General features: G+C 55.9%; 21 protein-coding genes. 9 read left to right on the forward strand and 12 right to left on the reverse strand.

Annotated features, from left to right (window positions below; all coding sequences use genetic code 11):
* The 3 genes from JZX87_RS29825 to JZX87_RS29835 all read right to left on the reverse strand — a co-directional run.
* On the reverse strand, positions 1-758 hold a 758-nt coding region (locus tag JZX87_RS29825), incomplete at its 3' end, for a phosphohexomutase domain-containing protein (protein ID WP_502711353.1).
* A 212-nt stretch (positions 759-970) separates the two neighbouring features.
* On the reverse strand, positions 971-1,606 hold the full coding sequence (locus tag JZX87_RS29830) for a sugar transferase (protein WP_286195193.1): 636 nt from the start codon (positions 1,604-1,606) through the stop codon (positions 971-973).
* A gap of 1,169 nt (positions 1,607-2,775) precedes the next feature.
* The gene (locus JZX87_RS29835; protein ID WP_206829471.1) at positions 2,776-2,913 is read right to left on the reverse strand and encodes a hypothetical protein; all 138 of its coding nucleotides are present in this window, start codon (positions 2,911-2,913) and stop codon (positions 2,776-2,778) included.
* Between the two features lie 142 nt (positions 2,914-3,055).
* Here JZX87_RS29835 and JZX87_RS29840 point away from each other — a divergent pair, with 142 nt between their 5' ends.
* The 5 genes from JZX87_RS29840 to JZX87_RS29860 all read left to right on the forward strand — a co-directional run bounded on the left by JZX87_RS29840 (position 3,056) and on the right by JZX87_RS29860 (position 9,427).
* Positions 3,056-4,111, forward strand: a complete 1,056-nt coding sequence (locus JZX87_RS29840; RefSeq protein ID WP_206829472.1) for an O-antigen ligase family protein — start codon at positions 3,056-3,058, stop codon at positions 4,109-4,111.
* A 351-nt stretch (positions 4,112-4,462) separates the two neighbouring features.
* Positions 4,463-5,668 carry a polysaccharide biosynthesis/export family protein gene (locus JZX87_RS29845; RefSeq protein ID WP_502711354.1) on the forward strand — a complete coding sequence of 402 codons (1,206 nt, stop codon included), beginning with the start codon at positions 4,463-4,465 and terminating at the stop codon, positions 5,666-5,668.
* Between the two features lie 109 nt (positions 5,669-5,777).
* Positions 5,778-6,431: a hypothetical protein gene (locus tag JZX87_RS29850; RefSeq protein WP_206829473.1), complete on the forward strand. Its 654-nt coding sequence runs from the start codon at positions 5,778-5,780 to the stop codon at positions 6,429-6,431.
* 99 nt (positions 6,432-6,530) lie between these two features.
* Entirely contained in the window at positions 6,531-8,744 is a 2,214-nt protein-coding gene (locus tag JZX87_RS29855; protein WP_206829487.1) for a polysaccharide biosynthesis tyrosine autokinase, read from the forward strand.
* A 122-nt stretch (positions 8,745-8,866) separates the two neighbouring features.
* Positions 8,867-9,427 carry a hypothetical protein gene (locus tag JZX87_RS29860; RefSeq protein WP_206829474.1) on the forward strand — a complete coding sequence of 187 codons (561 nt, stop codon included), beginning with the start codon at positions 8,867-8,869 and terminating at the stop codon, positions 9,425-9,427.
* Between the two features lie 135 nt (positions 9,428-9,562).
* Here JZX87_RS29860 and JZX87_RS29865 read toward each other — a convergent pair whose 3' ends face one another.
* From JZX87_RS29865 to JZX87_RS29885, 5 genes are all read right to left on the reverse strand, one after another.
* Positions 9,563-10,153: a transglutaminase-like cysteine peptidase gene (locus tag JZX87_RS29865; RefSeq protein ID WP_206829475.1), complete on the reverse strand. Its 591-nt coding sequence runs from the start codon at positions 10,151-10,153 to the stop codon at positions 9,563-9,565.
* A 493-nt stretch (positions 10,154-10,646) separates the two neighbouring features.
* Positions 10,647-11,792 (reverse strand): glycosyltransferase family 4 protein, encoded by a 1,146-nt coding sequence (locus tag JZX87_RS29870; protein WP_183826985.1) that lies wholly within the window; start codon positions 11,790-11,792, stop codon positions 10,647-10,649.
* Positions 11,793-11,900: 108 nt separating this feature from the next.
* The gene (locus tag JZX87_RS29875; protein ID WP_286195191.1) at positions 11,901-13,070 is read right to left on the reverse strand and encodes an acyltransferase family protein; all 1,170 of its coding nucleotides are present in this window, start codon (positions 13,068-13,070) and stop codon (positions 11,901-11,903) included.
* 103 nt (positions 13,071-13,173) lie between these two features.
* Positions 13,174-15,957, reverse strand: a complete 2,784-nt coding sequence (locus tag JZX87_RS29880) for a glycoside hydrolase family 5 protein (protein ID WP_206829477.1) — start codon at positions 15,955-15,957, stop codon at positions 13,174-13,176.
* Positions 15,958-16,211: 254 nt separating this feature from the next.
* Positions 16,212-17,267, reverse strand: coding sequence for an acyltransferase family protein (locus tag JZX87_RS29885; protein WP_206829478.1), 1,056 nt, complete (start codon positions 17,265-17,267; stop codon positions 16,212-16,214).
* Positions 17,268-17,588: 321 nt separating this feature from the next.
* Between JZX87_RS29885 and JZX87_RS29890 the strand changes: the two genes are divergently transcribed.
* A complete protein-coding gene (locus tag JZX87_RS29890; protein ID WP_206829479.1) occupies positions 17,589-18,611 on the forward strand; it encodes a glycosyltransferase family 2 protein in 1,023 nt (340 codons plus the stop codon).
* A 127-nt stretch (positions 18,612-18,738) separates the two neighbouring features.
* Here JZX87_RS29890 and JZX87_RS29895 read toward each other — a convergent pair whose 3' ends face one another.
* The 4 genes from JZX87_RS29895 to JZX87_RS29910 all read right to left on the reverse strand — a co-directional run bounded on the left by JZX87_RS29895 (position 18,739) and on the right by JZX87_RS29910 (position 24,175).
* A complete protein-coding gene (locus JZX87_RS29895; protein ID WP_206829480.1) occupies positions 18,739-19,812 on the reverse strand; it encodes a glycosyltransferase family 4 protein in 1,074 nt (357 codons plus the stop codon).
* 33 nt (positions 19,813-19,845) lie between these two features.
* Entirely contained in the window at positions 19,846-20,982 is a 1,137-nt protein-coding gene (locus tag JZX87_RS29900; RefSeq protein ID WP_206829481.1) for a glycosyltransferase family 4 protein, read from the reverse strand.
* 176 nt (positions 20,983-21,158) lie between these two features.
* The gene (locus JZX87_RS29905; RefSeq protein WP_206829482.1) at positions 21,159-22,469 is read right to left on the reverse strand and encodes an HlyD family type I secretion periplasmic adaptor subunit; all 1,311 of its coding nucleotides are present in this window, start codon (positions 22,467-22,469) and stop codon (positions 21,159-21,161) included.
* The gene (locus JZX87_RS29910) at positions 22,469-24,175 is read right to left on the reverse strand and encodes a type I secretion system permease/ATPase (protein ID WP_286195192.1); all 1,707 of its coding nucleotides are present in this window, start codon (positions 24,173-24,175) and stop codon (positions 22,469-22,471) included. Before JZX87_RS29910 ends, JZX87_RS29905 begins: the two co-directional genes overlap by 1 nt.
* Positions 24,176-24,580: 405 nt before the next feature.
* Between JZX87_RS29910 and JZX87_RS29915 the strand changes: the two genes are divergently transcribed.
* From JZX87_RS29915 to JZX87_RS29925, 3 genes are all read left to right on the forward strand, one after another.
* Positions 24,581-24,943, forward strand: coding sequence for a glycosyltransferase family protein (locus JZX87_RS29915; protein ID WP_206829484.1), 363 nt, complete (start codon positions 24,581-24,583; stop codon positions 24,941-24,943).
* Positions 24,940-25,431, forward strand: a complete 492-nt coding sequence (locus JZX87_RS29920) for a glycosyltransferase (protein WP_183685038.1) — start codon at positions 24,940-24,942, stop codon at positions 25,429-25,431. The genes JZX87_RS29915 and JZX87_RS29920 overlap by 4 nt, the downstream gene beginning before the upstream one ends.
* A gap of 94 nt (positions 25,432-25,525) precedes the next feature.
* On the forward strand, positions 25,526-25,730 hold a 205-nt coding region (locus JZX87_RS29925), incomplete at its 3' end, for a dTDP-4-dehydrorhamnose 3,5-epimerase family protein (RefSeq protein WP_206829485.1).

A 25,730-nucleotide genomic window follows, 5' to 3' on the forward strand; every position in this document is an offset into this window, starting at 1 on the left:
GGCTCGCCGGTTTCATCGGACAGGAGAGGGCGGTCTCCGTCGCCATCGGCTGAAACGATCGCGTCCAGACCATGTTCACGAACCCATTGGCGCAGCGACGCGATCGTCTCCGGTGAAACGGCCTCGGTATCGACCGGAATGAAATCCTCCGAAAACCCGAGTTCGACAACCTCGGCTCCGTAGTGCCGGATCGCTTCGACCAGCAGGTCGCGTGCGACGGTCGAATGCTGATAGACCCCGATTTTCAGTCCGGTGAGCGCGCCGGCCGGCAGGATGGATAAAACACGCTTGGCAAACAGCGCATTCGCAGTTTCGCTTCTGTCGGCTGCCGTGCCAGGCGTTGCATCGATCTCGGCATCACCCAGTTCGGCGGCGATCGCCGAGATCTGCAATTCGTCCTGTTTGTCGATTTCGCCGTCGGCGCGATAGAACTTGATGCCGTTACGATCGGCCGGAATATGGGAACCGGTGATCATCAGTGAAGCGGCGCCAATCTCAAGTCCGTAAAGGGCAAGTGCCGGTGTCGGCAGCGCTCCGCAATCGAGTGGGACCAGTCCCGCGCGCTCCAGCGCACCTATGCAGGTTGCGGCGATGGACGGACTGGAAGGGCGGAAGTCACGTCCAACCAGAATATGATCTCCGGTCTTCGCAAGCCCGCTTCTGATCAGATGGGTCGCGAATGCCTGCGCATAAAGTGCTGATGCACGACCTTCGAGATCGGTAACCAGGCCTCTCAGTCCGCTCGTGCCGAATTTCATTGCCAATCCATCATATTGTAAGCTTCGTCTACTTAGACGATACGCTAAGATTTTGCCCGACTTTCAGAAAATATATTTAACGCCTGAACTCGGCGACGGTTATCAGCAGAATACCCACCGTCAGCCGATTCAGCCTGAAACTTGCTTCGCAAAGCGGATGATAATGCGCTTGGGGCGATTATGGCTTAGCACAGTTGCGCGCCAGGCCATGCTCAAAACCCGTTGCCGCCTTTGATTTCGGAGTAGACGGTTCCCGCCATGATTGAAATATCCATCCACAGAGAGAAATTCTGGACATAGTGGAGGTCGCAGGCAATGCGCGCCCTTGCCTTGGAGGCACGATCGGTCGGTCCTCTGAGGCCGCGCATCTGGGCAAGGCCGGTCATGCCGGGGCGCATTGTGTGCCGATCGTGATAGTCCGGCACGAGTTCTTCATAGGGTATGCCGGCCGCAAGCATCCCGACAGCGTGGCAGCGAGGGCCGACAAGCGACATGTCCCCCTTCAGCACGTTCAGCAATTGTGGCAGTTCGTCGATATTCAGGCGCCGGATGACCCGCCCCACTCTGGTGATGCGTGGATCATCCCGAACGGTCTGCGCAACTCCGGAGTGGTCGCATTGTTCGATATACATGGAGCGGAATTTATAGATTCTGATAAGCTTGCAATCTTTGCCCCATCGGTTCTGCCTGAAGGAAACCGGACCTTTGCTCTCAATCTTGATGAGTAGGCAGACAGTCAGCAGCACAGGTGCCAGAATTACCAGAGCACTGGCCGAAACTATGATGTCGATGAGCCTTTTGGCCACGAAATGCCAGTAAATCCTGGTCCGTAGCTGGTTCAACCCCAATTGCGATGCCGCGCTATTGGGAGATAATGTTTCGGGTCCGTCCAACTGTAGGATATTCACCGGATTCACCGCAAAAGTATATTATGGATCAACTTTATATTGATCTAATAGCGCACAACTATCGCGCTGTCAGCGAAGAAATTAAAAAAAGGTTAAATGCGATGCCCGTTGCGATGTATATGCACGCGTGTGGGCTGCACTTAAGTGAACAATCCCAAGTAATATCGGTTGATCCGTGCCTGTTTATAGTGGGTCAGGGCGCATCCATCTCTCTCCTGGATGCGCGGTTTGCGTGCGCCTATGCCGTCCGTACGCCTTTATTTTCGGGAGTTGTTGTGTGAATTTGCAATAACGCTGGGCGGGAAATGGTGCAACTTTTGCGTTATTGTCCGGAGGGTGTCGCATTACCACATGTAAAATATGAACCCGATGACGAGTGCCCACATCGCCAGCGAGATACTGAAAACCAGGAGATAGTTTTTAAAACGCCTTGTCATGATTCTGATCATGCCTCGGCTTTGGCGATGGTTAAAACGCTGTCAAATGATATGGTTGATGTTCCTTTAATTGCGGCTGGCGCCAGACGCGCCGTTTCGGGAATGTGCATTGGAACAATACGACCTGCCTGTGGATGAGCGTTCCTGATCGACCCTTTCGACTGGCAGCTCGGGCGGGGGGGGGGCGAGTTCGGCGACAGGTCGGCATGTCTCGTCGGCGAGTTCTTGAGGCTGAGCAGATCGGGCAGTCTCACTCGGCCGGCCGAATTTCTTACAGGAGGATCGCAAAGCACTGCGTGGTGCTTTTATCACCATCACCAAGATGGCTCGTTGCAGCTGCTTTCGGCTTGCATGGTGATGCGCACGGGTTTTTTAAGTGTGTGAAAAAAATGCTTTGCTCTACTGTCGTCTATGCTTTCGTTACATCGACGTATTCGATACAAGCTCACGTCTGTAGCCGTGGCCGACAGTATGGATGCTGATTTCGACACTGCTGGCGGGTGCGGGAGCTTATGAGCTGTCTTGATGTCTATTGCGAAAGCGACCGGGCACAGGGCGAAGGGGCCTGAAGGGGATGATGTCGGAACTTTCGCTGGAACGCACCGGCAGCAAGGGGCTGCGCTACATGCTGGTCTTGCTATTCTGGGGGCCGATCGTGATCGGGCTCCTGAATTACGGTGCCGTCGAGATCCAGACGGTCGCGCTAATGGTCGTGCCAATCTTCTCGATGATCGCCGTTGTGTCGATCATAAACGGCATATCGGAGCGAACCAGGGTTGCCTTGGTTTCGGCTCTGGTTCTCATCATCATGGCTTTTGCGTGGGTTGCGCTACAGGTGACGCCCCTGCCTTCAGCTCTGTTCGCACAGCCTGCGTGGCAGGATGTTGCCGGCATTTCGCCCTCCGTCGGCGCCAGCATATCGCTTACGCCGGGAGACGACTGGCCCTCTGCCTTGCGGATCGCCCTGCCGCTCGGGATATTTGTGCTCGCCTTACTTTTGTTCGACACCGATGATCGTGCAGTCGGAGCTGTCAAAGCCCTTGCGGTATCGGGTGGGATCGTTTCTGTCCTGTCTATCCTCCAATTCGAGATTGCGCCGGATGCCTTGCTTTTCTGGCCCAAGATTGCCTATCTGGATAGTCTCACCGGCTTTTTCGTCAATCGAAATACCGCCGCCACCTACTTTGGTCTGATCCTCCTGCTGAACCTCGCCTTGCTTCTTCACGCGCTAGGTGATCCGGGGATCGGTTTTGCCGATTTGCGGCGCTGGTGGTACCGCGACAGCAAGTGGCAAACGCTTGGATATGGGCTGTGGTTTTCGACCTCGCTGATTGCGCTCATGTTGACTAAATCTCGCGCTGGTCTTTTCTCCTGCCTCGTTGCAATAACCTGCCTCCTTGTGCTCCGGCTGTTCCGCCGGTCTAAAAGACAAAGAGTAGGACGGCCGTTTTCCGCACCGCGCATCGCGCCGTGGCTGAAGCGCAGCCTCCAATTGGTCGCCATCTTGCTGATCTTGTTCTTGGTACTTCAGGTTTTCGGCGGCAGAACATTGTTGCGGGCCGAGACGCAAGGGGTTGGCGATAGCCGTTACTGCGTCATGCCGGGCATCTTGTCTGCAGTCGCCAACCAATTTCCGTGGGGGGCGGGTCTTGCAAGCTTTGAGGATGTTTTTCCCGGTTACCGCGATCCGGCTTGTGGCCTCTATGGTATCTGGAGCCGGGCGCATAACTTCTATCTGGAGGGGATTTTTACATTCGGCCTGATGTTTGTGATGATGGCGATGGTGGCATTTCTGATGTTGCTCCGCTTTTTCTGGATCGGCTTGCGGCAGCGGCGTGGGCTGCGCTTTGGGCCAGAGATCGGCCTTTCTGCTCTTTTACTTGTCGCCATCCATTCAGCCTTCGACTTTTCACTGCAGATCTCGGGAATGGCTGTCATCGTCGCGGTCCTGCTGGCGCCACTCGTAACAATCAGCCTGAACCCGCCAGGAAAATCATCGTCGGCATGATGTCCGCGATGGTTGTGAAGAGTGGAAATATCAATCCTTAGTTTTTCTTGTCGAAAATTGAGGACTGTTATTTCGCTGTGTTTTTCCCGCTGAGTTACTGGCAGAAAATCGGTTGCTGCTGCGATCAGGAATGAAGGCGATGCCTGTTAACTAAGCTTTTGAACATTTCATCGCCCAGTTGTTGTACGGGATTAACTTAAGCGTAACCATTCGTTATTCGTGCATTTGTAATATGTTGCGAGGGTGCAACAGCTCGTCGGCAAGAACTACTTGTTTCAATTTGGTCGGGCAACCGGTCTGGCCAGAGCTGCTGGTTCATGCATATTGGCGACGGGTTCCAGGGGATAAAAAGTGAAAATCAAAGCCGCCGCTACTTTCTTCATCATGTCGACGACGGCATTGACGAGTTGCACATCCTTGCCGAGCTCCGGCCCGGCAGTGAAAGATGTCGAGGCGCAGGCGACGGCGAGGGTAACCTCTGCGAAAAAACCGCAGGCTGTTGGCATCGACTATGCTTTGGTCGATCTCAACAAGACCGTCCTGAATTTTGTCCAGTCGGCAACCACCACCTCGCTCGTTGGTGGTTTCGGTGGTGGGCGTGGTGGCGCTCCGAGCCTGCCCCTCGGTGTCGGTGACATCGTTCAGGTTTCCATTTTTGAATCGCAATCTGGCGGTTTGTTCATCCCCAACGACGCAGGCAGCCGTCCCGGCAATTATGTAACGCTTCCGCAGCAGACGATCGACCGCGATGGCACGTTGAGCGTTCCTTATGCTGGCCGTGTTCGTGCTGCTGGTCGTCCTGTTGAGGATGTCCAGCGTGACATTGAAGACGTTCTCGCTAACCGCGCGATCGAGCCACAGGTAGTTATAACGAAGGTGGAAAGCCGTTCGGCACAGGTTGCCGTTCTCGGTGACGTTCGCACTCCGTCGAAGATCGAGCTTACGGAAGCTGGCGAACGCATTCTCGATGTCCTGTCGGAAGCCGGTGGCTTGAGCGCGCCGGGCGTCGAAACTTATGTGACGCTACAGCGGCGTGGTAAATCTGCGACCGTACAGTACGATCATCTCGTGGCGACGCCGTCTGAAAATATCTATGTTGCTCCCGGCGACACGATCCTCGTTGATCGCGAGCGTCGTACCTATCTGGCCTTCGGTGCATCCGGCCTGAATGGTCGCTTCGATTTCGAGGAGTCGAATCTGACTTTGGGTGAAGCCCTCGGCAAGGCCGGCGGGCTTCTTGATGCACGGGCTAACCCGGCTCAGTTGATGCTCTATCGCACTGTGGAAAAGAGCTTCCTGTCCAAGCTCGGTGTAGATACGGCGAAGTTTGCGGGGGACACCGTTCCTGTCATCTTCCGCGCCAATCTTCGTGATCCCGGTGCGTTCTTCGCGGTACAGAAGTTCCCGATGCAGGACAAGGACGTCATCTACGTATCGAACTCCGACTCCGTGGAAGTCCTGAAGTTCCTGGAAATCCTGAATTCTGTCACATCGACTGCTTCCGGCGTAACGTCCGACGCAGTATCCACGCGTGATGCTATTCGGGACCTAAACTGACGTAAATATTGGGTTTCTATCGTTATTAACTTTGGCTTAACCTTTAACTTGATCGTGGCATGTATCCGTGCAAAAGCTGCAGTCGAAGTGCCTAAGGTGGAGAAGTATAATGCGTGCTCGTTATATCAATAACATCACTAAAGTCGCCGCTGCAGGTGCGATTATCTCGGTAGTATTTGGAGTAGCGGGCGCCAGCGCTCAGACAAGCGCTCCGGCTGCAGGTTGTTTCGTTGAGCCGGCCAAGCTGCCGAACGCCGATATTCAGGCCTTTCTCGATGCCCCTGATGCATTGCTGACCCAGTTTCCATCAGGTGGCCTCACCCTTTCCAGCCAGGTGCGCTCTCTTGCCGGTTCCAGCGCCGATGCGCTCGCGCCGCTTCTGGCTCTTGCCAAGCAGGCCAGCCCATCCCAGGCCGCCGCGATCGGCGCCGGTCTCGCGCGCGTTGCTCGTTCATGCGTTGCAGCTGATCCTGAATATGTTGCCCAGATCCAGGCCGCGATTGCCGATGTCGAAGTGGCCGGGCTTGAGACTGCATTTACTTCAGGTCTGAATGAAACACAGACCGCGGCGCTCGGCGGAGGCGCTGGTGGCGGTGCTGCGGCGGCCGGCGGCGCATCTGCGATCGGCGGAGGAGGGGCCTCCGACGGTGGTTCCGGCACTTCCGGTGACGGCTCGACTTCAACGCCGACGACTGTGCAGACCTTCAGTCTGCGGAACGTTACTTATAACGGCGAGATAAGCTGCTCCACTCCGAACTGCTAAGCCATCCCACATCGAGGTCGTCAATTGCAGCTCCATAACCGGGACTTTCAGAGAAACTGGCGGGTTGACGACACGGATGACGATAATTCGCCCCGTGGCATAGACTTCGAGGCGATTTTCGCAATAGCCCGCCGGCAATGGTTGGTTGTTGCCGTCTGCATTGCTGTGGCGCTCGCTCTCGGCGTCGTGAACATCATCACCGCCGTGCCGCTTTATACCGCGAGCACGAAGATTCTGATCGACCGCGGTAACAGCGAGGTCGTCCAGCAGCTTTCCACCATCGGCGGTGTTACCGATGACGAACCGACTGTCCTCAGCCAGGTTGAGTTGCTGATGTCGGATACCGTGGCTCTGACCGTGGTGGACAAGCTCGACCTGTCGAACGATCCGACATTCATGACCGCAAGACCCTCGTTGATACAGACGATCATGGGAACAGTGCGGTCGCTGGTAACGGTGACCGGTTGGCTTGGGTCCAAACCGGCTGAAATCCCGACAAGCGAGGAAAAGCGCCGTGCGGCCGCTGATGCGGTCCTTGCCAATATGAGTGTGATGAGGGTGGATCGCACCTACGTTCTGGAAGTAAGCTACAGGTCTCCATCTGCGGATATGGCAGCGCGCGTCGCCAACGCGATCGGTGACTCTTATCTCGTCGACAAGCTGAATTCGAAATATGATGCGACGCGTCGTGCAAGTGATTGGTTGCAGGATCGCATTGCGGAACTGCGCCAGAAGGCACTGGACTCCGATCTCGCGGTTCAGAAATTCCGCGGCGAGCATGGACTCGTTGCTGCTGGCAGCGTGCTGATGTCCGATCAGCAGTTGTCGGAACTGAACAGCGCATTGATCGTCGCTCAGTCCGATACGTCCAAGGCGCAGGCACGCCTTGAGCGCATCGAGAGTATCATTGCATCGGGCCAGTCCGATGCAATGGTGACCGACCTGCTCGACAATCCCGTCGCCAATGAACTGCGGCAGAAATATCTTGCTGCATCCAAGCGTGAGACGGAAATTTCCGACCGGCTGGGTTCGAACCACATTCAGGCTGCTCGCCTGCGTAGCGAAATGGCCGAATATCAGCGACAGATGTTCGCTGAACTCAATCGCATCGCCGAAAGCTACAAGAGCGATCTCGACGTTGCCGTTGCGCGCGAGAAAAGCCTGACGCAATCTGTCAGCCAGGCCACGGGCGTGAGCGCGACAGCCAACCTGACCCAGGTTCAGCTGCGTGAACTCGAGCGCGAGGCAGAGACCTACAAAAATCTGTATCAGACTTTCCTTCAGCGGTATCAGGAAGCAATACAGCAACAGTCTTTCCCTGTTACCGAAGCGCGCATTATTACCAATGCAGTGCCGCCGGCAGGCCCCAGTCATCCGAAAAAGCCTCTCACTCTTGCACTTTTCTTCCTTCTGGGGGCCGCTGCAGGTGCGGGCGTCGGAGGCTGGAGGGAATATCGGGACCGGTTCTTCCGTACCGGAAAACAGGTCCAGGATTACCTGGGCCTTGAATTCCTCGGTATGACGCCGCTTGTTCCGAATGCAGCAAACCCTGCCAAGAGCGGCGTCCAGCAAAAGCCGGGGCTCATTCAGAAAACAAGCCCGCTCGTGACTTATGTGGTTGAGCACCCGTTGTCACCGTTTGCCGAAACTCTCAGAAGCGCAAAGATTGCGGCAGATCTTCGTTTTTCGGATAAGCCCTGCAAGGTGATCGGCATCGTGTCGTCACTGCCGGCCGAAGGAAAGTCTGCGATCTCGATCAACTTCGCTGAACTTCTTGCCCGCCAGGGCAGCAAGACGCTTCTGATCGATGCTGATCTTCGCAATCCTGGTACTACGCGAGCCATTGCACGGCATGCCGATGCAGGCTTGCTGGAAGCACTGCTGGACGGTCAGGACCTGGATCGCCTGCTCTTGAGCGACGATGCAACCGGCCTGTCGGTATTGCCGGCCGTAGTGCGCCAGAGAACGCCGCACTCTTCCGAACTGCTGGCTTCGTCAGGCATGCGAGGGCTGCTGAAGAAGGTGAGCGAACAGTACGATTATATTGTTGTCGATTTGCCGCCGCTCGGCCCGGTTGTGGATGCGCGCGCAATTGCGGATCGCATCGATGGCTTCATCTTCGTGGCGGAATGGGGCGCGACGGCGCGACGGGTTGCGATCGAAGTCCTCAATGCAAATCCGCAGGTGCGGGACAAATGCATCGGTGTGATCCTCAACAAAGTCGATCAGGATCGATTGAAGCTGTACCACGACTATGGCTCCAATGATTATTACTACTCCCGCTACTCTCGCTATTATCACGAGTCTAATTAAACCACATGCATCGTGGAAGAAGCCCTGCGCTTGTCGGCATCCTCCTCGCGCTGTCGATCTTTGTCTTGTGGCTTTCCGCGACACAGATCTCGCGTTTTGTCCGATTCGGTGCGCTTTTGCCCATGGCTCACCGCCTTGAAAGCGGCACGCCAACGGCAACGCAGGCGGTCAGGGAGCTGGTTCCTGTTGCGGAGGGTGTAAGGGAAGCCGGCATCTGTCAGGGGATATTCGTCAAAAGCGGTTACACCATTTTGCTGGCGGAGCTTGATACTGAAAACCAGGATACCGGTTATGATAGTTGGGTGATGGCCATGGAGCGCGCCGCAGCCTTTGGTCGCCACGCATTGGGTTGTTTGCCTACGAATGGGGACTTCTGGCTTAAACTGGCCAGATTGCATCAGGCGACCGGCGAACAGCCGGGCGAAATGCTTCAGTTTCTGAACAATTCCCAGCTATACGCACCGGCGGAGCCACAGGTTCTGGCTGCGCGTTACGCTTTTTATGGACATCTCACGGAGGCAAGCCTGCAACTCGTCGGCGAAATTATTGCCAATGATGTCCGGGCGATATGTTCCGCCAGTGGCAACGATATGCGTCGTTTTCTTGCTTCGCCTTCGCAGGCGGTTCAGCGCGTCATCAACGACGTGCAGCCCCAGTGTGTTATTCCGAGGAAGCCGGTCTGAAGCCTGCTCAGCAGGCGCGACTGGGTCAAAAACTGAAGGGCCTGCCCGAGACGTGCAATCCGTTACGAGATGAATGCAGGCGTGAAAACAGCCCGCCAAGATCTTGCGAGCGAATCCGAATGGACGTTGAAGGCGTCAGATGTCGTACCACAGGCGAGGATTGTCACCGGACTGGATCTTGATCCATTTCAGATCCGTCTGGTTCCAGGCCCTGACCGCCGAGCTCCGGTTGTCGAGCACCAGATCCCCCTCTGATGTGCGAACGACAAGTACGGCATGGCCTTCTCCGGCACGGGTTTTCGCAACTGCGATACGAAGGCTTCTGGTCGGCCATCCGGCCTTGATCAGCTGATGACGTTTTGTCAGCGCAAAGTCTTCGCAGTCGCCCGCCGTGACGTCCTGTGCCCACACGTCGTCGCCGTCATCGTCATTCTGCGCGATGATCGCTTTGTTCACCGTGGAGTTGATACGCAGCAGTTCGGCCCGTAGCGCAGGGGTCAATGTGACTTCCGCATCGCCGCGGCCGGCATCGCAGCTTCCACTATTGTCCTTGCAGAAGCGCACAAAAGCGAAGGGCGCCAGGGTAAATTTTGTCGCCGTGATAAACTGGCTGGGAGGCGCGCTGCGCAAAGGGCGCGCAAGTCCCGCGGCAGGGCCGGCGAAAGCGCTACCCACACCTAGGGCCGATGATATCAGCAAAGCAGCCAGAACAGTCTTGGCAAGCATGATGCTCTCCGACGAAAAGTACCTGGGATCGTCATCTGATCCCGCCTTCTCAAGGGTGTACCACCTGCGATTTTCTGTCTGTTTAAGTGCAATGCTCGAATTTTAGCGAACGGTTGCTAATCGTATCAATTCGGACCGGGCCAATCGTGGAGCCGAATTTGCGAGATGCTACTCGTCTGGCTCAAACCATGTCGGCTTCAATATGATAAGCCCAATGACAAGGGGAACCATGATCGCCGCACTAAGCCGCTGTGGCCACCCGTGCAAAGTCGATCCTGCTTTCTTTTTATTGCCGTTAGCGGATGCTCTTTCGAGGTGAAACACCGCCATTGATGCCTCCCGTATTTTTATTAGTAAGTCATAATGTAATTGACGGTCACAATCAATGGATGCGCGTTTGTTCCGCGCTTGCAATATATTGATGGTAAACAACGACCTGTTCCTGTCCGGTATATGGTATGCCAGAAACAGGCATCTCGTTGGGCAAACCCGTTCAGGATTTGCGGCAGAGTGCTATGTAATCGTCGGCGATAGTATCCCAGCGAAGCGTGTCAGCGACCTTGATGGCGCCATCTTCGGCTTTCCGTCGCCATGCGCTGAGGTCTTCGCGGCGGAACTCGATGATAGCCGCGGCAATGCTTTCGGGTGTCACCGCATCCTGTATCAGCTGGCCGGCGAGCCCTCGCTCGAAAAGCTCATCGAGACCGCCTGATCTCGTGCCGATCACTGGTCTTGCCGCAAGTGCGGCCAGAACTCCGACGCCGCTCTGGGAGTTGAAATTCTGATAGGCGAGCATGAAGCAGTCGACTGTCGCGATGAGATTGGGAAGCGCTTCATCCGGCAAGAAACCTTCTCGGACATCGAAGCCAGCAGGGTCTTCGGCGATGGCCGCAAGGCATTCGTCCCAGTAGCCAGGCTCCTGTTTAAGCGGCTCGCCTGCAAGCACAAGGGTTACATCCGATCCGGCACGACGCGCCAGAGCGACCCCCCGAATGACCTCAAGCACGCTTTTGTTCCGCCTCAGCGAACCGAAGATGAGCAGCCTGCCGGAGCCGGGAAGCGGTGTTGCCTTGCCAACGGTAAATGGACCGTGGGGGATAACGTGAATTTTGCTGTCGCGAATGCCGAAATCTTGGATCAGCGCGTCTCTTGCCGCCGGCGTCAGCGTAACCAGCATCGTCGACAGACGATATGATAGCGCGTGGGCGCCGCGTTCGATCCCGCGAAGTGCTTTGGGAAGTGCCCAGGCGTGTGGTTGCGCATCGTGCACAATGAAGATCACTTTCGCGCCCGTCAGGCGCAGGATGGCAAGCATCGGCAGCGTGAAGAGCAGCGGCTCAGGAATTGTGAAGATGAAATTGCGTGTGGTGAACCTGAGCTTCAGGACGGAAAAGACGCTGAGCCCGATGCGGGAGAGGGACGCGACGATCCTCTTGATCTTCGGGTGGTCTCCCACAAGTTCGCGCGGCTGGGCGATGCGGGTAAGATTAGGATGTCTGGGATCACGTTCAGCGGGATCTGCAAGTGGCGCGACGAAGGCGATGGTTGCACCTTGCTCGGCAATCGCTTGAGCCAGCATCTGGGCAACCCATGCTGCACCTGATCTCCAGGCCTTGGTCATCAGGCAAATCTCAGGCATGCAGGTCCTCGGCAATAGGGTTCAATTCGACTTGGGTTTAAATCGCTGCGATCTTCAACGTCTTGAAATTAGGGCAGGGATGGAAGGAGAAATCCGTGGCGCGCCTGATCAGCTCGGGCTCGCTGCAGAGCTCGTCTGCACGGAGGTCTGGAGACGTGACGGTGTGGCCTCCACCGGCGTGATCCGATGTCCGAACCGTTTGCGAAGCCCCATGATTGGTTTTTCGAGCAGATAATAGGACAGGATGGCAAAAACGAAGGCTATCGCAAATTCAACCCATGAAATGATCACATGGGGTAGCAATTCGAGCCAGGCCGAAAAGAAGAAAACGACGGCTCCATGCCATACATAAAGCGAGTAGCTCAAAGCCCCGACCCAGATCATAACCGGAAGATTGAGGACGCGGTTGAAAAGCGGAACCGGCTTGGCAAAGATAACCGATGCCAGGATCGGCATGAGCGCAAGGCCCTGAAAGGTAAACCGCCAGGTATTCTGGAAATAGCTGTCGCGAAGGGCAAAGGTTGCCAGCATGATGGCGACCGAGACGAAAAATACGGACCTTCTGGTCATGAACGTGATCAGGCGGCGGCCCCTGTCAAATTCCGGCAGGCAGGCAAGGATCGCGCCGAAGGCGATGGAATCGAATCTTGTTTCCGAACGCTGGTACAGTTCGAGCGTGTTGACTATGCTTGGCTCGCTATACGCATAGATGAGCCGCAGGCAGAGCGCGATCACGCAGATCGCCAATGCCAGGATCAGCATTTTCCTGGCCTCGCCCCGCATCAGAACCAGTGCGAGCGGAGCAAAAAGATAGAAATGCTCTTCCACCGATAGCGACCAGAGTATGCCGACGGGTAGCGTCAGCGGATAACCCATGTGATCGTAGTGGATAATCAGATAGTTCACGAAGTAGAAAAAGACCGATGCGACTTCGACCGGAACAACAGGCTGTCCGCGAAGCATCATGGTGGTCGCGGTGACGCAGACATAGACGATGAGGACGGGATAGAGGCGCAGCACTCGGCGGATGTAGAAGTTTTTGAGGCTGATACCGCCCGAATTCTTGTTCTCGGCCAGCAGCAGTCTTGTGATCAGAAAGCCGCTGAGCACGAAGAAGACCTTCAGACCGATCGCGCTTATCCCGACAAGGCTTGAAGGAAGCAGCATGTGGCCAATCAGGACCAGCAATATGCTGCATCCACGTACGCCGTCGAGAGAGGGGACATTTCCGGAGCGTGCTGGCCATTCCGCAGGTGAAAGATGCAGTCTGCCAGTCATATTTGGCGTGCCCCGAGATTAAAATCGTGAATATATTTCAATGGTCCCAATAACACGGAGAGGATGAGGCACCCTCTTCAGTCTTCAGGCTCACATATCACGACTACACTAAATCATAATGCGGGGATACGACAGTAGTGTCGTCGAAGGCGTTAAATATATGGTTAGCGGTGGAAAAGACCTCATCAGCATAACCGGCCTCCGCGAAAGAGAAGGTTTCGTCGCCGAAATTCGCCCCGGCCTGATCGTCGAGTGCAAAGGCATATGTGTGGGGGGAGGTTTCGTCGCCCGCCGCTGCGCTTTCGAAATAGGCGGCATCGACGCTGTCGCCGGCCACCAGGAAGCTCATTGAACCAGAACCGTCATTGGAATGACTGCCGAACGTGGTGTACGCGACGAGCTTCCAGGAGGCATCATAGAGGCTGGTCGATGACGGATGACCCTGCTGCTCGGCTGTGAAAACCTGAACCTCGTGCGTTCCGTCATCGTTATCCATCTGGATCTTCGAAATCTTGCCATCCGAATCATAATCGGTGCGGGATTGCAGCTTCCAATCGACATAGACTTCGACCTGTTCGATGTCGTCGGTACCTGGAACGAAACTCGTGAGGGTGTTGAGGCCGTTCTCGCCAGCGACGTTCACAGCAGTCGTCCGTCCGATGTCATCGAAGTAGCTGACGCTGACGAGCTTCCATGAGGCATCATAAAGGGTTGTGGATGTTGGATGATCCTGCTGTTCGGGCGTGAAGGTCTGAACCTCATGCGTGCCTTGGTTATGATCCGTCTGGATTTTCGAAATCGAACCGTTCTCGTCGTAGTTGGTGCGGGACTGTAGCTTCCAGTCGACATAGACCTCGACTTGCGAAACGGCATTGGTGCCGGCAACGAAACTCGTCAGCGTATTGACGCCATTGTCTCCGACAGCGTTGATGACGCTCACCCGACCATTGTCGTCGAAATAGGTGACGCTGATCAGCTTCCACGATTCATCGTAAGCGGTGGTGGAAACGGGGCTGGTCTGGTGCGTGTCGTCATAGTTCTCGATCGTCCGGCTGCCGTCTGCCTCGACATGCTCGACCGTGGTGATGAGCCCCTTGGCATCATAGGCATATTGGACCGATGAAACCACCACGCCATTTTCGATGACGACGGTGGAAACCACGAGCGCAGAACCCGGTGGCGCATATGTGCTCGTCGTCTGTCCGGCCTCGCTATAGGTCGTGAGCGAGGCGAGCTTTCCTTCCGCAGTCAGATGTTGCGACTGCGACAGCGCATCGCTTCCACTTTTGTAGGAGGTAATCGTCCGGCTGCCATCGGCTTCGTAGGAAACCTGCCGCGTTGGATATCCCTTGGAATCGTAGCTCGTCGTACCCGAAACCGTCCAGTTCGCCGCATATTCCGTCACGGATTGGATAATGCCAGTCTTGGCGTTGAAGGTTGAAAGGTCGTGGCTGCCGTCTGCATTGTCGACCTGCCGCCCGGTCAGGTTTCCGGAGGCATCGAAACTGTCGCGGCTGACGAGCGTCCATGAGCTGTTATAGACCTCGATCTTGGCCAGAACGCCATTTTCATAAGTCTCGCTGATATGCTGCCCGTCAATATGCTCGGTTACATAATTCAGGCTGCCATCCGCGTGATAGCTGGTCTCCTGATAGGCTTCATGGGCGCCGGGCTCATAGAGCTTTTCGATCGTGATGCCGGTCGCATCGGTGACGCTTTCCTGAATGCGTTCGTGATCGGAATTGTAGACCGTTTCGGTCGCCGGGTAGGCCTTGCCAGCCTCGCCGTAAACGGTAACGGTTATGCCTCCATCGACCGCAATGACCGCTTTTGAGCTCAGGTTGCCATCGGCATCGAAAATGCTGCGAGACAAAAGCTCGCCGTTCTTGGTGAGGACGTCGCTGAGCGTGACTGTTTTGCCATCCTGGGCATAGACATCGTGACGGACGGTCCCATCCTTGAGGACCGTCTCTGTAACGACCGCACCGGTATATTTCTCCAGCACGTCCATTTGAGGTACGTCCAGAACACCTAGGTCAGGCTGTACGGTGTAGATATATGTCGGGTTCGCCGTTCCCGCGACCCAGTAGGATGCGGAGGTCCAGACGTCGTCATTGGCCTGCAGATAAGCCATCATCTTGTCGAGTGCTTCGAGCGCCTGCGGATTGTCCGCTACGCCGAATTCGCCGAGATAAAGCGAAACGCCGTTTGCACGTGCCCATTCAGTAATGGCAGTCAGTCGTTCCACGCCGATATCTGCCGAAACGACCCACTCATGCTGGCCCGAAGTGTCGTCGAGATACTGATGGACCTCGATTGCGTAGTTGTTGGCGGGGTCGACGATGGCGCCCTCGGCGCCGATGATCTTGGCGTTGTCGCCGCTCGTCCAACTCCACGCTCCGGTCCAGCCGATGCCGGGCACCAGCACTTGCTGGGTGGCGCCTGTCTCGCGAATTGCGGCGATCGCAGCGTTGCTGATGGAAAGCCAGTCGCTGGCATTCTCCTGTTGCGGCTCGTTCATCAGCCCGAAGCGAACGTTGCTGTCATCCGCAAATTCGCTGGCGATCTTGCTCCACAGGTTGACGAATGACGAGACCGGGACCTCCGGGCTGCCAATCAGCTGGTCGTTGTATTTTCCGTAATTATGAACGTCCAGGATGACGCTGATGCCTTGGGAGGCCGCATAGTCGACGACCTGATGGATGCTTTTGAGAAGATCGGCGTTGAGAGGTCCGCCGAGCGAATTCTGCATCGTCTCCCAATTGAAGGGCAGTCGGATGTTTGTGAAACCCTTAGAAGCGAAATAATCGATCTGCGATGTGGTTGGCACCATGTAGGTGCCATCGAAGACCCAGTCTGCTCCCCAAAGATTAATACCAAGATCCATCATCGATACCCCTTTTAAGTATGGGGGTGTTTTACGGATCCGCTTTCACTTTCAGGAAAAAATAAAATTTAGAATTTTATCTATCTGGTCTTTATTTGGGAATTTACGCGGTTTTATGTCGGGAAACGCCCGGAGATGGTAAATATATACTACCTATCCTTGTTGTATATTTGTGAGGGGTGGTCGCATTTGGACGAGTGTATCAATTTAATATTGCAGCCAATTGAAACAGGCAAGCGGCTTGAACAACCGCCTCAGACCGTAGCCATTTTGCGCTTCCGCTCAATGTTCCGACCTCCGGAAAGTTGCTTGAGTACAAATCGCCCTGCAGGCTTTTCCAGCAACATATAGGAAAGATAGCTGATGATTACGGAAGTGACTATTGCGGTCAGGGCAAAGGTGATGGCCAAGATCATGCTATCCGATCCCAGATAGTTTTGCAGCCAGCGCTGAAAAATGATGTGAACTGCGCTCAGTATGAATGGGTGCACCAGATAAAGTGAATATGATGCATCGCCTGTTGCGACCAGCCAGGGTAGGGGCCGTTTTGCCAGGGACGTTTCCATGTTCAGCAATCCCAGCAGGAAAAATGCTGCGGGAATACCGAAGACGATGAAGTTGATGCCGGAATTCTGCAGTCTGATCTCTGCGTAGAGAAGAGCTGCTACGCTGAGCAGCAAGATTGCCAATGCAGCCGAGAAGCTGATCTTCCAGCGCTGCCATATCGCTGAAACTGCCATTCCCATGACGAATTCGAGAAGAATTGTACTGGTAAAGCGGCTAATGGCCGCCCATGAACTGTCAGCGAAAAGACCGATCAGTATTGCGATCGCGAAGAAGGCCGAAACGGCGAGAAAGCGTGCTCGGCGATCTGCAAGAAATAGGCTGAACGCGAAAGCGATGTAGAAATACATTTCGAGATTGAGCGTCCATCCTTGCAGCAGGATCGGGTTCATCAAGCCACGGTGATCCGTATACGGAATGAAGAAATAGCTGCCGAGCAATGCCTTCGTGCTCAGTTCTATATTCGGCGTGAATGCTGGAGCAGCAAGTGCCAGGAGCACAAGCAGTGTCGTATAGAACCAATAGGGTGGGACGATCCTCGCTATGCGTCGACGGAGGAAATCAGCAGGGGATTGATCCTTCGATGTCTCCCACATGATGAAGCCGCTGATGACAAAGAATATATCGACACCAACGCCGCCGAAATGGGTCGTGGAAGCAGCCTGAAATGCCGAAAAACCGGAAACATGCCCGGTAACCACAAGTAGAGCGGCTACTGCGCGAGCATATTGCACCGATATGAGCATGGCAGAATTCCGTTCTGTGTTGAATTACTTGTCTATAAAATAACGCTTGGCGCAACCGGGAAAGGAAATCGCAACTTCTCGTTTCGGCTCATGATGATGGTATCTGGCGGCTTTCGGCAAGGCATATAAGCATAAGAAGGCTGTGAGAGACACCGCCTATAAGGTTTAATTGCCCGAGTAAGCGCGTTTTAGCGTATTTTGGAAAGCCTATCCACGTTTATCGCATCCATTGATGCCGTTCGGAATTAACAATCACGGGACTTATTTCGAGACAATTTATTCTCTCATGGTAATACTGGGGAATAGCTCAATGGATATCTTATGACAAAACTTGCTGTCGTCGTTTTGAACTGGAATGGTTGGTCCGATACGAATGCTTGCATCGAGAGCCTGATCGGACTTGAGAACGAGAATTTGCACATCTACGTCTGTGATAATGCATCCTCCGACAATTCGGTGCGCCAGATACGGGATTGGATTGGTCTGTCCATCGATCGCTTGAACATGCTTCGCGAAGCATCTGGCAGAACGGCTTTTGAGCTGCGTGATCTGTTCGACCTGCCGTCCAGCGTCGATACCGGCAGCATTCCCGAAGTTGACGGCAAAAACAGTTTGACGCTCCTTCAGACTGGGCGAAACGGCGGATACGCTTTCGGCAACAATGTCGGCATGCGCTGCGCGTTGAAGGACGGCTGCGATTATTTCTGGGTTATCAACAATGACACGGAAGTCGAGCCGGACGCTCTGACCTGGTTGTGCAAGCGGATGGAGGCTGACCCCGAGATCGGTATCTGCGGGTCGACGCTCGTTTATGCGGGACAGCGCGATACGATCCAGACGTGGGGTGGGTCCAAATTCAGGCCACTGCGTGGCTGGGCCTTTGCACTCGGCGCTTTCGCCAAACGCGACGATCCCATCGATGCCACAGCCGTCGAGGCGGATATGACCTATGTGAACGGCGCTTCAATGTTCGTCAGCAGGGCTTTTCTCGAGCAGGTCGGTCTGATGAAGGAAGACTATTTCCTCTATTGGGAGGAAATTGAGTGGGCGATGCGTGCCAAAGGGCGGTTCCGGTTGGGGTATGCACCCAGGTCCGTGGTTTATCACAAGGTCGGCGCATCGATAGGCACGCACGACACCGAAGGGCAATCATCGCCTTTGTCCGAATATTACATGATCCGTAACCAGCTTCGGTTTTGCGCGCGATATTCCAGGATTTCACTGCCCTTCGTGGTCCTCGATATCGGTCGTAATGTCATTCGTTCTTTGCGTAGAAAACAGACCAAACGACTGGTCACGCTGATGCGCGCCCTTTTTGGCCTCCCGTTCGTTCCCGCGAAATAAGTGGATCGCCTGCCGACACGGATCCTACAGCATGTCTCCCGAACGTGGTCATCGGTTTCGGGATAAAGGCACGCGCAAAGCAAAGAGCTGAAGCACGGCACGCGAATCTGAAAGATCGCGACGTGTTTCAGCGTTTCTCCGCGCCGACCGTGAGCGCACGTAGCGTCGAGGCTATCGTCGAAACATAGCCCTCACAGCTATGGCGTTTCTGAGCCAGACTTATCGCTTGATCGGAGATGGAAGGCGCGTTCGCTGCCTCTGCTATCAGGTCGGTGATCGCTTTCTTCATTGCGATGGCATCACCCGGCGCGACGAGACGGACAGGCCCGCCATCCTCCAGATAGCCCTCCAGTCCCTCTGTCCCGGTAACGACAACGGGACGTCCGGAAGACAGGGCCTCCATAAACCCCTGCACCCCTGCGGCATAGGTGTTCGGGAAGAGGCTGACCACCACGACATCGGCATCGCGATAGAGCTGACGCAACTCCGGCCAGGAGTAGAATTTGCGCGTCATATTCTCCGGTAGCGTCGCCGGAAAGGCGCGCGAGAGCACGCGCGTGTCGGCCGAATAGCCGCTGATCTTGACGTCGATATCAAGGTCGGCGGTGGCAGCGGCAAGTGTGCTGTAATCGCGTCTTTCCAGGCCGACGCTCATCACCAGAGGGCGTGCCTTGTCGGGCGAAACCGGACCGGGGGTAAAGAATTGCGTATCCGTCTGGTCCCAGACGAATTTGACCCGGTCCTCGCCCAGTTGCAGGTAACGGCGGAGAAACGAGACCTGGGGTTTGGAGACGGCGAAAAACACGGAAACCCTGTTGCGCGCCCTCAAAAGCGTGAGTGCAAGCTGCTTTTTTCTGCTGTCGACCGAATGGTTCATGATCGTCACATGCACATCGGGCGCGCCGCCGCAAAGTGCTGCAACGGGAAGGCCGACATCTTCACCGGTGCAGAATATTGCGTCACCGGGGCGCACTTCGCGGCGCAGCTTGCGCGCGATCGCCCACCAGAGCGGAGACATGCGTGTCAGTTTGCCGACGCTTTTGTCGAGCCAGTCCGGCGTGACGTCCGAGCCGTCATGGACGCGTGCGCCAAGCTCATGCTGCAGCTCCGCCATGGAGTTGCCGGGGTTCAAACCTTCTTCGGCACTTCGGGCAATGGCGGTGAGGTCCATGGGGCGATTGAGGACGATGTGAAAAGCCATAGGGAAAAAAAGTCCTGATCTGGTCGGTGGTTTTCAGGCAGCCAGCAGCTTTCCGTAAAGCGCGATCATGCGCTGCATGTAGCCGTTGATGTCGAAATGCTGGGCATAGAGCGCCTTGCCATTTTCCTTCAAGCGGTCGCGCAAGGCCGCGTCGGTCGCCATCGTCAACAGTGCGGCAGTCAGCCCGTCGACATCGCCGGGTTGAACGAGCAGGCAGTCGTCACCGTTCTTCATCATTTCGCCGATCGAGCCGACGGGTGTAGCGATAACCGGCAGGCCGGCACTAAGGGATTCGATGATCGCCATCGGAAACCCTTCCTGATAGCTCGGCAGCACGAGCGCGCTGCGAGAGCGTAAAAGCCCGTGTACATCCTTGCCGGATACCCAGCCGGTGAAGTCGACACGCCCGGTAATGCCAAGTTCCTCGGCCTCTGCCTTATAGCGGTCGATCTGCCCGCCGCCGGCAAGAGTGAGGCGGATCGGATGACCGTCAGCCTTCAGTCGTGCCACAGCCTGCAGCAACTCGCCCACGCCCTTGCGGGGGGAGAGGTTCGCAACGATCAGGAAATGCCATGGGTCGGCGGTATCCGCTCCCGCTCCGACATTCTCCGCCGCGTTGAAGCGCACGGTCACCTTTTTAGGGTCGAGATCCATCTCGTCTGTCAGCAGTTTGCGCCAGACTTCTCCGAGCACGATATTGATATCGGCCCCATGAACCATCCGGCGTACGAGGGATTTCATCCGTGGCGAGGCCTCACGATAAAACGGCACCAGTTCCGCCCCGTGATGGTGAAGCACAACACGCATGCCGATCAGCCGACCGAATATCTGGAAGATCCCCTTGCGAGGAAAACTCATCCGCTCCGAGACCTGGAGATGAAGTATGTCGGCTCTTCCCGAAAGCCTGAGCGCAAGGATTTTGACAAGTCCAGCGGCAATGTAGAGCGGTGACCACGCGATCGAACCTTCACCCCGCGGGTCGATGGGTTCTACGTGAATATCCCGGCGATTGTCCCTGATCCATCGGGTCATCATGCGTGTGACGGAACCGATGCCGCCGCCACCTTTCACGCCGCCGGTCGAGACGATCACCACGCCACGGGGTGCTAGTCCGACACGAGTAACCTCGGCGTCCTGAAGCGATGCTTCGAGCATCCCTTTATACTTCATATCTTGAAGCCCCGAAATAAAGGTGATCCCGGTTTGACCGAGAAGTGGAAGGGATGGTTTTGAATTGGGATATACTATCGGTTCGGCGTGACGGAAAGCCTATTATTATTCGCGTAGAGGAAACGACTATTCTCAGTTAACGCACAAGGTCCCCGCATCTAGTAACGCCGACGAATTCAGTTTTCCCGCATTGCCCGTTCCATCTGGTCGCTGATTGGCTTGATAATATAGGCGAGAGCGGTTCGAGGCTCCGCTTTGATATATGCTTCTACCGGCATGCCGGGAATGAGCGCCAGCTCGCCAAGCTTTGCTCGTTCTTGCGGCGAGATCGCGATCCTGGCGGAATACCAGGTCTCGCCGGTCTGCTCGTTGACGCTGACATCTGGTGACAGGCTTTCAATCCGGCCCTCGATCTCGGACGTGGTTCTCTGGTTGAACGCCGAGAAGCGCAGCCGTGCAGCCTGTCCGATCGAAACCTGGTCAACATCGTTCGGCTTGATCCGCATGTCGACAGTCAACATATCCCGGGTCGGAACGATATTCATCGCGGTTTCCCCAGGGCTGAGAAGTCCGCCGATCGTATGTGTTGCCAGCTGATGGACGATGCCATCGACCGGTGCGCGAATATCGAGATGTTCTATTTGGTCTTCGAGTGCCAGCCGCTGTTCGGCGAGTTTTGCAAGTTTGCCTTCAGTGTCGAGTAGATCGGTAAGGACTTCGGTACGGCGATCCTTGTCGAGCTGCGCGATCTGCAGCTCTATTTCAATGATCCGTTTTCCGGCCGTGGCCTCATCCGACAGAAGTTGGCTGCGCTCGCCACTGAGTTGTGCGACCATGCGCTTGGAATCCGCCAGCCGTGAGAACTGTACCAGCCCTTCCTTGGCAAGATTTTCGATCTTCTGCGCCTGCTGCTCACTCCACGAAGCTTCTTCCGCATTGGAAATAAGCCGTTGGCGTGTGCCATCCCGCTGCTGTTCTATCTGTGCAATCTGCTCTTTCAGCTGCGCCGTCTTGCTGTCAATCTGTTCGCGTCGCGCCTTGAACAGCGAGGTCTCGGATTTCAAGCCTTCGATGAACTGCCTGTCTTCCAGTCGGGCGATCTGTTGCATCGGGTCGATGAGCTCTTCGACACCGTCACGCTCGGCAATCAACCGCAGGCGTCGTGCGTCCAGCTGATCGATTTCCTTGATCGTCGCAGCCCGAGTGGTGGAGGCCTCCACGCCGTCGAGGCGCAAAACTATGTCGCCGGCGCGAACCAGTGTGCCGTTGCTGACGCGTATCTCGCGAACGATGCCACCCTTACCATGCTGGATCTTCTTCGTGTTGCCTTCGACGCCGATCACACCGCTGCCGATCACCGCGGCGCTGATGTTCATTGTCGCGGCCCACCCGCCCGCGCCAGCCACCAGGCCGCCAAGCGTCACCCCGGCGAGCAGCATATATCGTCTGATAGCTTTGTTGGCCGGGCTCTCCGATACCGCTTCCATTACGCGATCCTCCGGGTCTCGTCTGGCCTGGTCTTCAGCTTCCCCAGAACCTCGTCGCGCGGTCCGAACGCGGTCATGGTGCCGTTGTTGACCACAAGCACATGGTCGACGACCTTCAGCATGTTGGCGCGGTGGGCGATCACGATGACGATCGCCCCTTTCTGCCGCGCAGCCATCACTGCGGATGTCAGCGCTTCCTCGCCTTCAGCGTCCAGATTGGAGTTCGGTTCGTCGAGCACGATGAGGAATGGATTGCCATAGAGCGCGCGCGCCAACCCTATGCGCTGGCGCTGTCCGCCCGAAAGCGTGCTGCCGCCGGTGCCGACCTGCGTATCATAGCCGTTCGGCAGCGACAGGATCAGCTCGTGGACATTGGCGACCTTGGCAGCCTCCATGATCTTTTCCGGCGTTGCCGAGGGCGAAAATCGCCCGATATTGTCGGCGACTGTTCCGGCGAAAAGCTCAACATTCTGTGCCAGATATCCGATCGAAGGTCCGAGCCTGTCGCTATCCCACTGCGTGAGTTCGGCGCCATCCAGCCGGATCGTGCCTTTATGGGCAGGCCAGGCGCCGGTCAGCGCACGGCCGAGGCTGGACTTTCCGCTGCCGCTCGGCCCGATTATTCCGACGGCCTGGCCGGAAAACAGGCTGATGGAGACATTCTGGACAAGCATTTTTCCGTCGCCCGGTGCCGCGACGGCAAGGCCTGCCACCGAAAGCGACCTGCTTGGCACGGGCAATTGCATTTCTGCGGCTTCCGGCCTGATCCGGTTGAAAGTGTCCTGCAGACGTCGAGCGGACTGGCGAGCCGAGATGAAGTTGCGCCATTGTCCGGTCGCCATTTCGATCGGGGCAAGCGCCTTGGAGGTCAAAACGGATGCAGCGATGATCGCGCCGGCCGAGGCGAGCTGGTCGATGACCAGGAGCGCACCAAGCGCCAGCATGCCGGATTGAAGCGCGAGCCGGAAGATTTTCGCGATGGCGGTGAAGGTGGCAGTCAGATTGCTGCTGCGAAGGTTTTCCGCTGAATATTGCTCATGGGCCGTTTCGATCCGCTTCGCAAATCCGGTCTGCATGCCCATTGCGCGCAGACTGTCTGCGTTACGGCGGCCCGCTTCGGAAAGCTCCCAGCGACTGGCCAACCGCTGCGCCGCTTGCCTGCTCGGTTTTCTCAGCAGCAACTCGCTGCAAAGCGTCAGGCTTAACAGGACGATTGCGCCGCCGACGACGGCAAGGCCGAATAGCGGATGGAAGAGGTAAAGCAGGAAGACGAATATCGGCATCCATGGCAGATCGGCGATCGCGATCGGGCCGGGACCGCTCATGAACTGCCGGATCTGGTCCAGATCACGAAGCGGAGCAGATTGAGCGCCTTCCTGGCCGGCGACAGGTACGGCAAGCGTCGCCATGATCGACGGCATGTTCAACTGCTCGTCGAGGCGGCGCCCTATCTGCAGCAGGATTTTCGAGCGCAGGATCTCGATGATTGCCAGAACGGCATAGATACCGGCAGCGAGAAGCGAAAGAGCTGCAAGTGTGGGTATGCTATGGCTTGTCAGGACCCGGTCATAGACCTGCATCATGAATAGCGGGCTGACCAGCATCAGGATGTTGCTGACGGCGCTCAAGATGGCAACGCCGACAAATGCCTGCCGTGTTGCGGCAAGGGCCGATCGGATTGAGGGATGCCCGTTATTCGTAGCCAAGCAATGCCTCATTAACGTGCCAATACCAGGGATGAGTGAGCAACGTTACGAGAGGTGGGGTTCACATTTGATGAATCATGCCAAATTGGTTGGATTGGTCGAACTTCTGAAGCTGCTTCACGGGTTTGCTGATTGAGCTTGTCTCGGGAGTAGAGGCGTCCGGAACGCTCGTGGCAGAAAAACCACATCATCAGCGTTAATAATAAATTAAAAAAGCATGTAAGTGAGTTTCAATTGCGTTGCTGTAGACATAGTTCGATGGCAAATAATGTTATCGGTTCGTTATTGTAAGAACTGAGTTGAATATAGGGGCGTTCAATTTTGACTAGGGTACTCGCAATAACCTCTGGCGGGGGCCATTGGGATGAGATGATGGTCTTGCGGGAGGACCTGACCGGAGTCGAAATGATCTATGCGAACACCTTTCCGGGGCTGGCAGAAAACGCCGGATTGGAGAAATGTTACATCATTGAAGATTGTAACCGGGATACCCCCATGTCTGTGGTCAGGTGTGCCCGAGATATCTTCTTGCTGATACGCAGGGAGCGGCCGGATCTTGTCATCTCGACGGGCGCAGCACCTGGGCTAATCGCGATCATGATCGGAAAGATGTTCGGCTGCAGGACCATATGGGTGGAGAGCGTCGCGAATTCGATCGAGCTTTCCATGAGTGGTCGCATTGCAGGCAAGTTTGCTGATCTGTGGCTCACGCAATGGCAGCATCTGTCCCGTCCGAAAGGACCTCTTTATTGGGGTAGTATCCTGTGATCTTGCTGACTGTGGGTACGCAGTTGCCCTTCGATCGCCTGGTGCAAATCATGGATACGATCGCGCCGGATCTTTCCGAAACGATATTTGCCCAGATCGGTCACGGGCAATATATCCCGCGCAATTTCGAATTTTGCCGTATGGCTCTGCCTGAAGAGCTTGCCGAGAGGTTCGCCAGTGCCAGCCGTATCGTTTCTCATGCCGGGACGGGTAGTGTCCTGACTGCGCGTCGGTATAACAAGCCGATCATTCTTTTTCCTCGCAGGGCATCCTTGGGCGAGCACCGCAATGACCACCAACTTGCGACCTGCCAGCAGCTGGATGGCGCGCCGGGTCTTTCCGTTGCCTATGACGAAACTGAATTGAGAGATCTTTTGCGTACCGATCTGGACGCTGTCGCCGCCGAACCGGCGTCGACTGGAACGGGGTCCAAGCTCGGCCGCGGTATTGCTAACTATATCCGTCGGATTGACAATGACGAGCATTGATAAGGGAAGGCGGGACTGGCACTCGAAATGCCGGTCACTCCCTGCAGCGGCGATGTGCCGAAGCTCACTTTAAATTTGAGGATTGTCGGACGAAATGAATTTTGCAAGGCTTGCTATCTCTGACGTTGTTCTGATTGAACCGAAGAAGTTCGGCGACAGCCGCGGCTATTTCATGGAGACGTTCCGTCAGTCGCTGTTTGCCGAGCATGTCGGTGATTTCGCGTTCGTGCAGGACAACCAGTCGCTTTCGGCTGAAGTCGGCACGGTGCGTGGGCTGCATTTCCAGCTGGATCCGATGG

It is taken from the genome of Agrobacterium sp. Ap1 (assembly GCF_017313375.1).
Taxonomy (GTDB): domain Bacteria; phylum Pseudomonadota; class Alphaproteobacteria; order Rhizobiales; family Rhizobiaceae; genus Neorhizobium; species Neorhizobium cellulosilyticum.

What these genes read in the sequence shown, in the direction of transcription:
- JZX87_RS29895 (WP_206829480.1), bottom strand. Translation starts at nt 19,812, where the DNA reads ATGGCTTTTCACATCGTCCTCAATCGCCCCATGGACCTCACCGCCATT.
- JZX87_RS29915 (WP_206829484.1), top strand. Translation starts at nt 24,581, where the DNA reads ATGATCTATGCGAACACCTTTCCGGGGCTGGCAGAAAACGCCGGATTG.
- JZX87_RS29865 (WP_206829475.1), bottom strand. Translation starts at nt 10,153, where the DNA reads ATGCTTGCCAAGACTGTTCTGGCTGCTTTGCTGATATCATCGGCCCTA.
- JZX87_RS29885 (WP_206829478.1), bottom strand. Translation starts at nt 17,267, where the DNA reads ATGCTCATATCGGTGCAATATGCTCGCGCAGTAGCCGCTCTACTTGTG.
- JZX87_RS29850 (WP_206829473.1), top strand. Translation starts at nt 5,778, where the DNA reads ATGCGTGCTCGTTATATCAATAACATCACTAAAGTCGCCGCTGCAGGT.
- JZX87_RS29870 (WP_183826985.1), bottom strand. Translation starts at nt 11,792, where the DNA reads ATGCCTGAGATTTGCCTGATGACCAAGGCCTGGAGATCAGGTGCAGCA.
- JZX87_RS29905 (WP_206829482.1), bottom strand. Translation starts at nt 22,469, where the DNA reads ATGGAAGCGGTATCGGAGAGCCCGGCCAACAAAGCTATCAGACGATAT.
- JZX87_RS29880 (WP_206829477.1), bottom strand. Translation starts at nt 15,957, where the DNA reads ATGGATCTTGGTATTAATCTTTGGGGAGCAGACTGGGTCTTCGATGGC.
- JZX87_RS29835 (WP_206829471.1), bottom strand. Translation starts at nt 2,913, where the DNA reads ATGATGATGAGAACCAGAGCCGAAACCAAGGCAACCCTGGTTCGCTCC.
- JZX87_RS29890 (WP_206829479.1), top strand. Translation starts at nt 17,589, where the DNA reads ATGACAAAACTTGCTGTCGTCGTTTTGAACTGGAATGGTTGGTCCGAT.
- JZX87_RS29875 (WP_286195191.1), bottom strand. Translation starts at nt 13,070, where the DNA reads ATGACTGGCAGACTGCATCTTTCACCTGCGGAATGGCCAGCACGCTCC.
- JZX87_RS29860 (WP_206829474.1), top strand. Translation starts at nt 8,867, where the DNA reads ATGGCTCACCGCCTTGAAAGCGGCACGCCAACGGCAACGCAGGCGGTC.
- JZX87_RS29900 (WP_206829481.1), bottom strand. Translation starts at nt 20,982, where the DNA reads ATGAAGTATAAAGGGATGCTCGAAGCATCGCTTCAGGACGCCGAGGTT.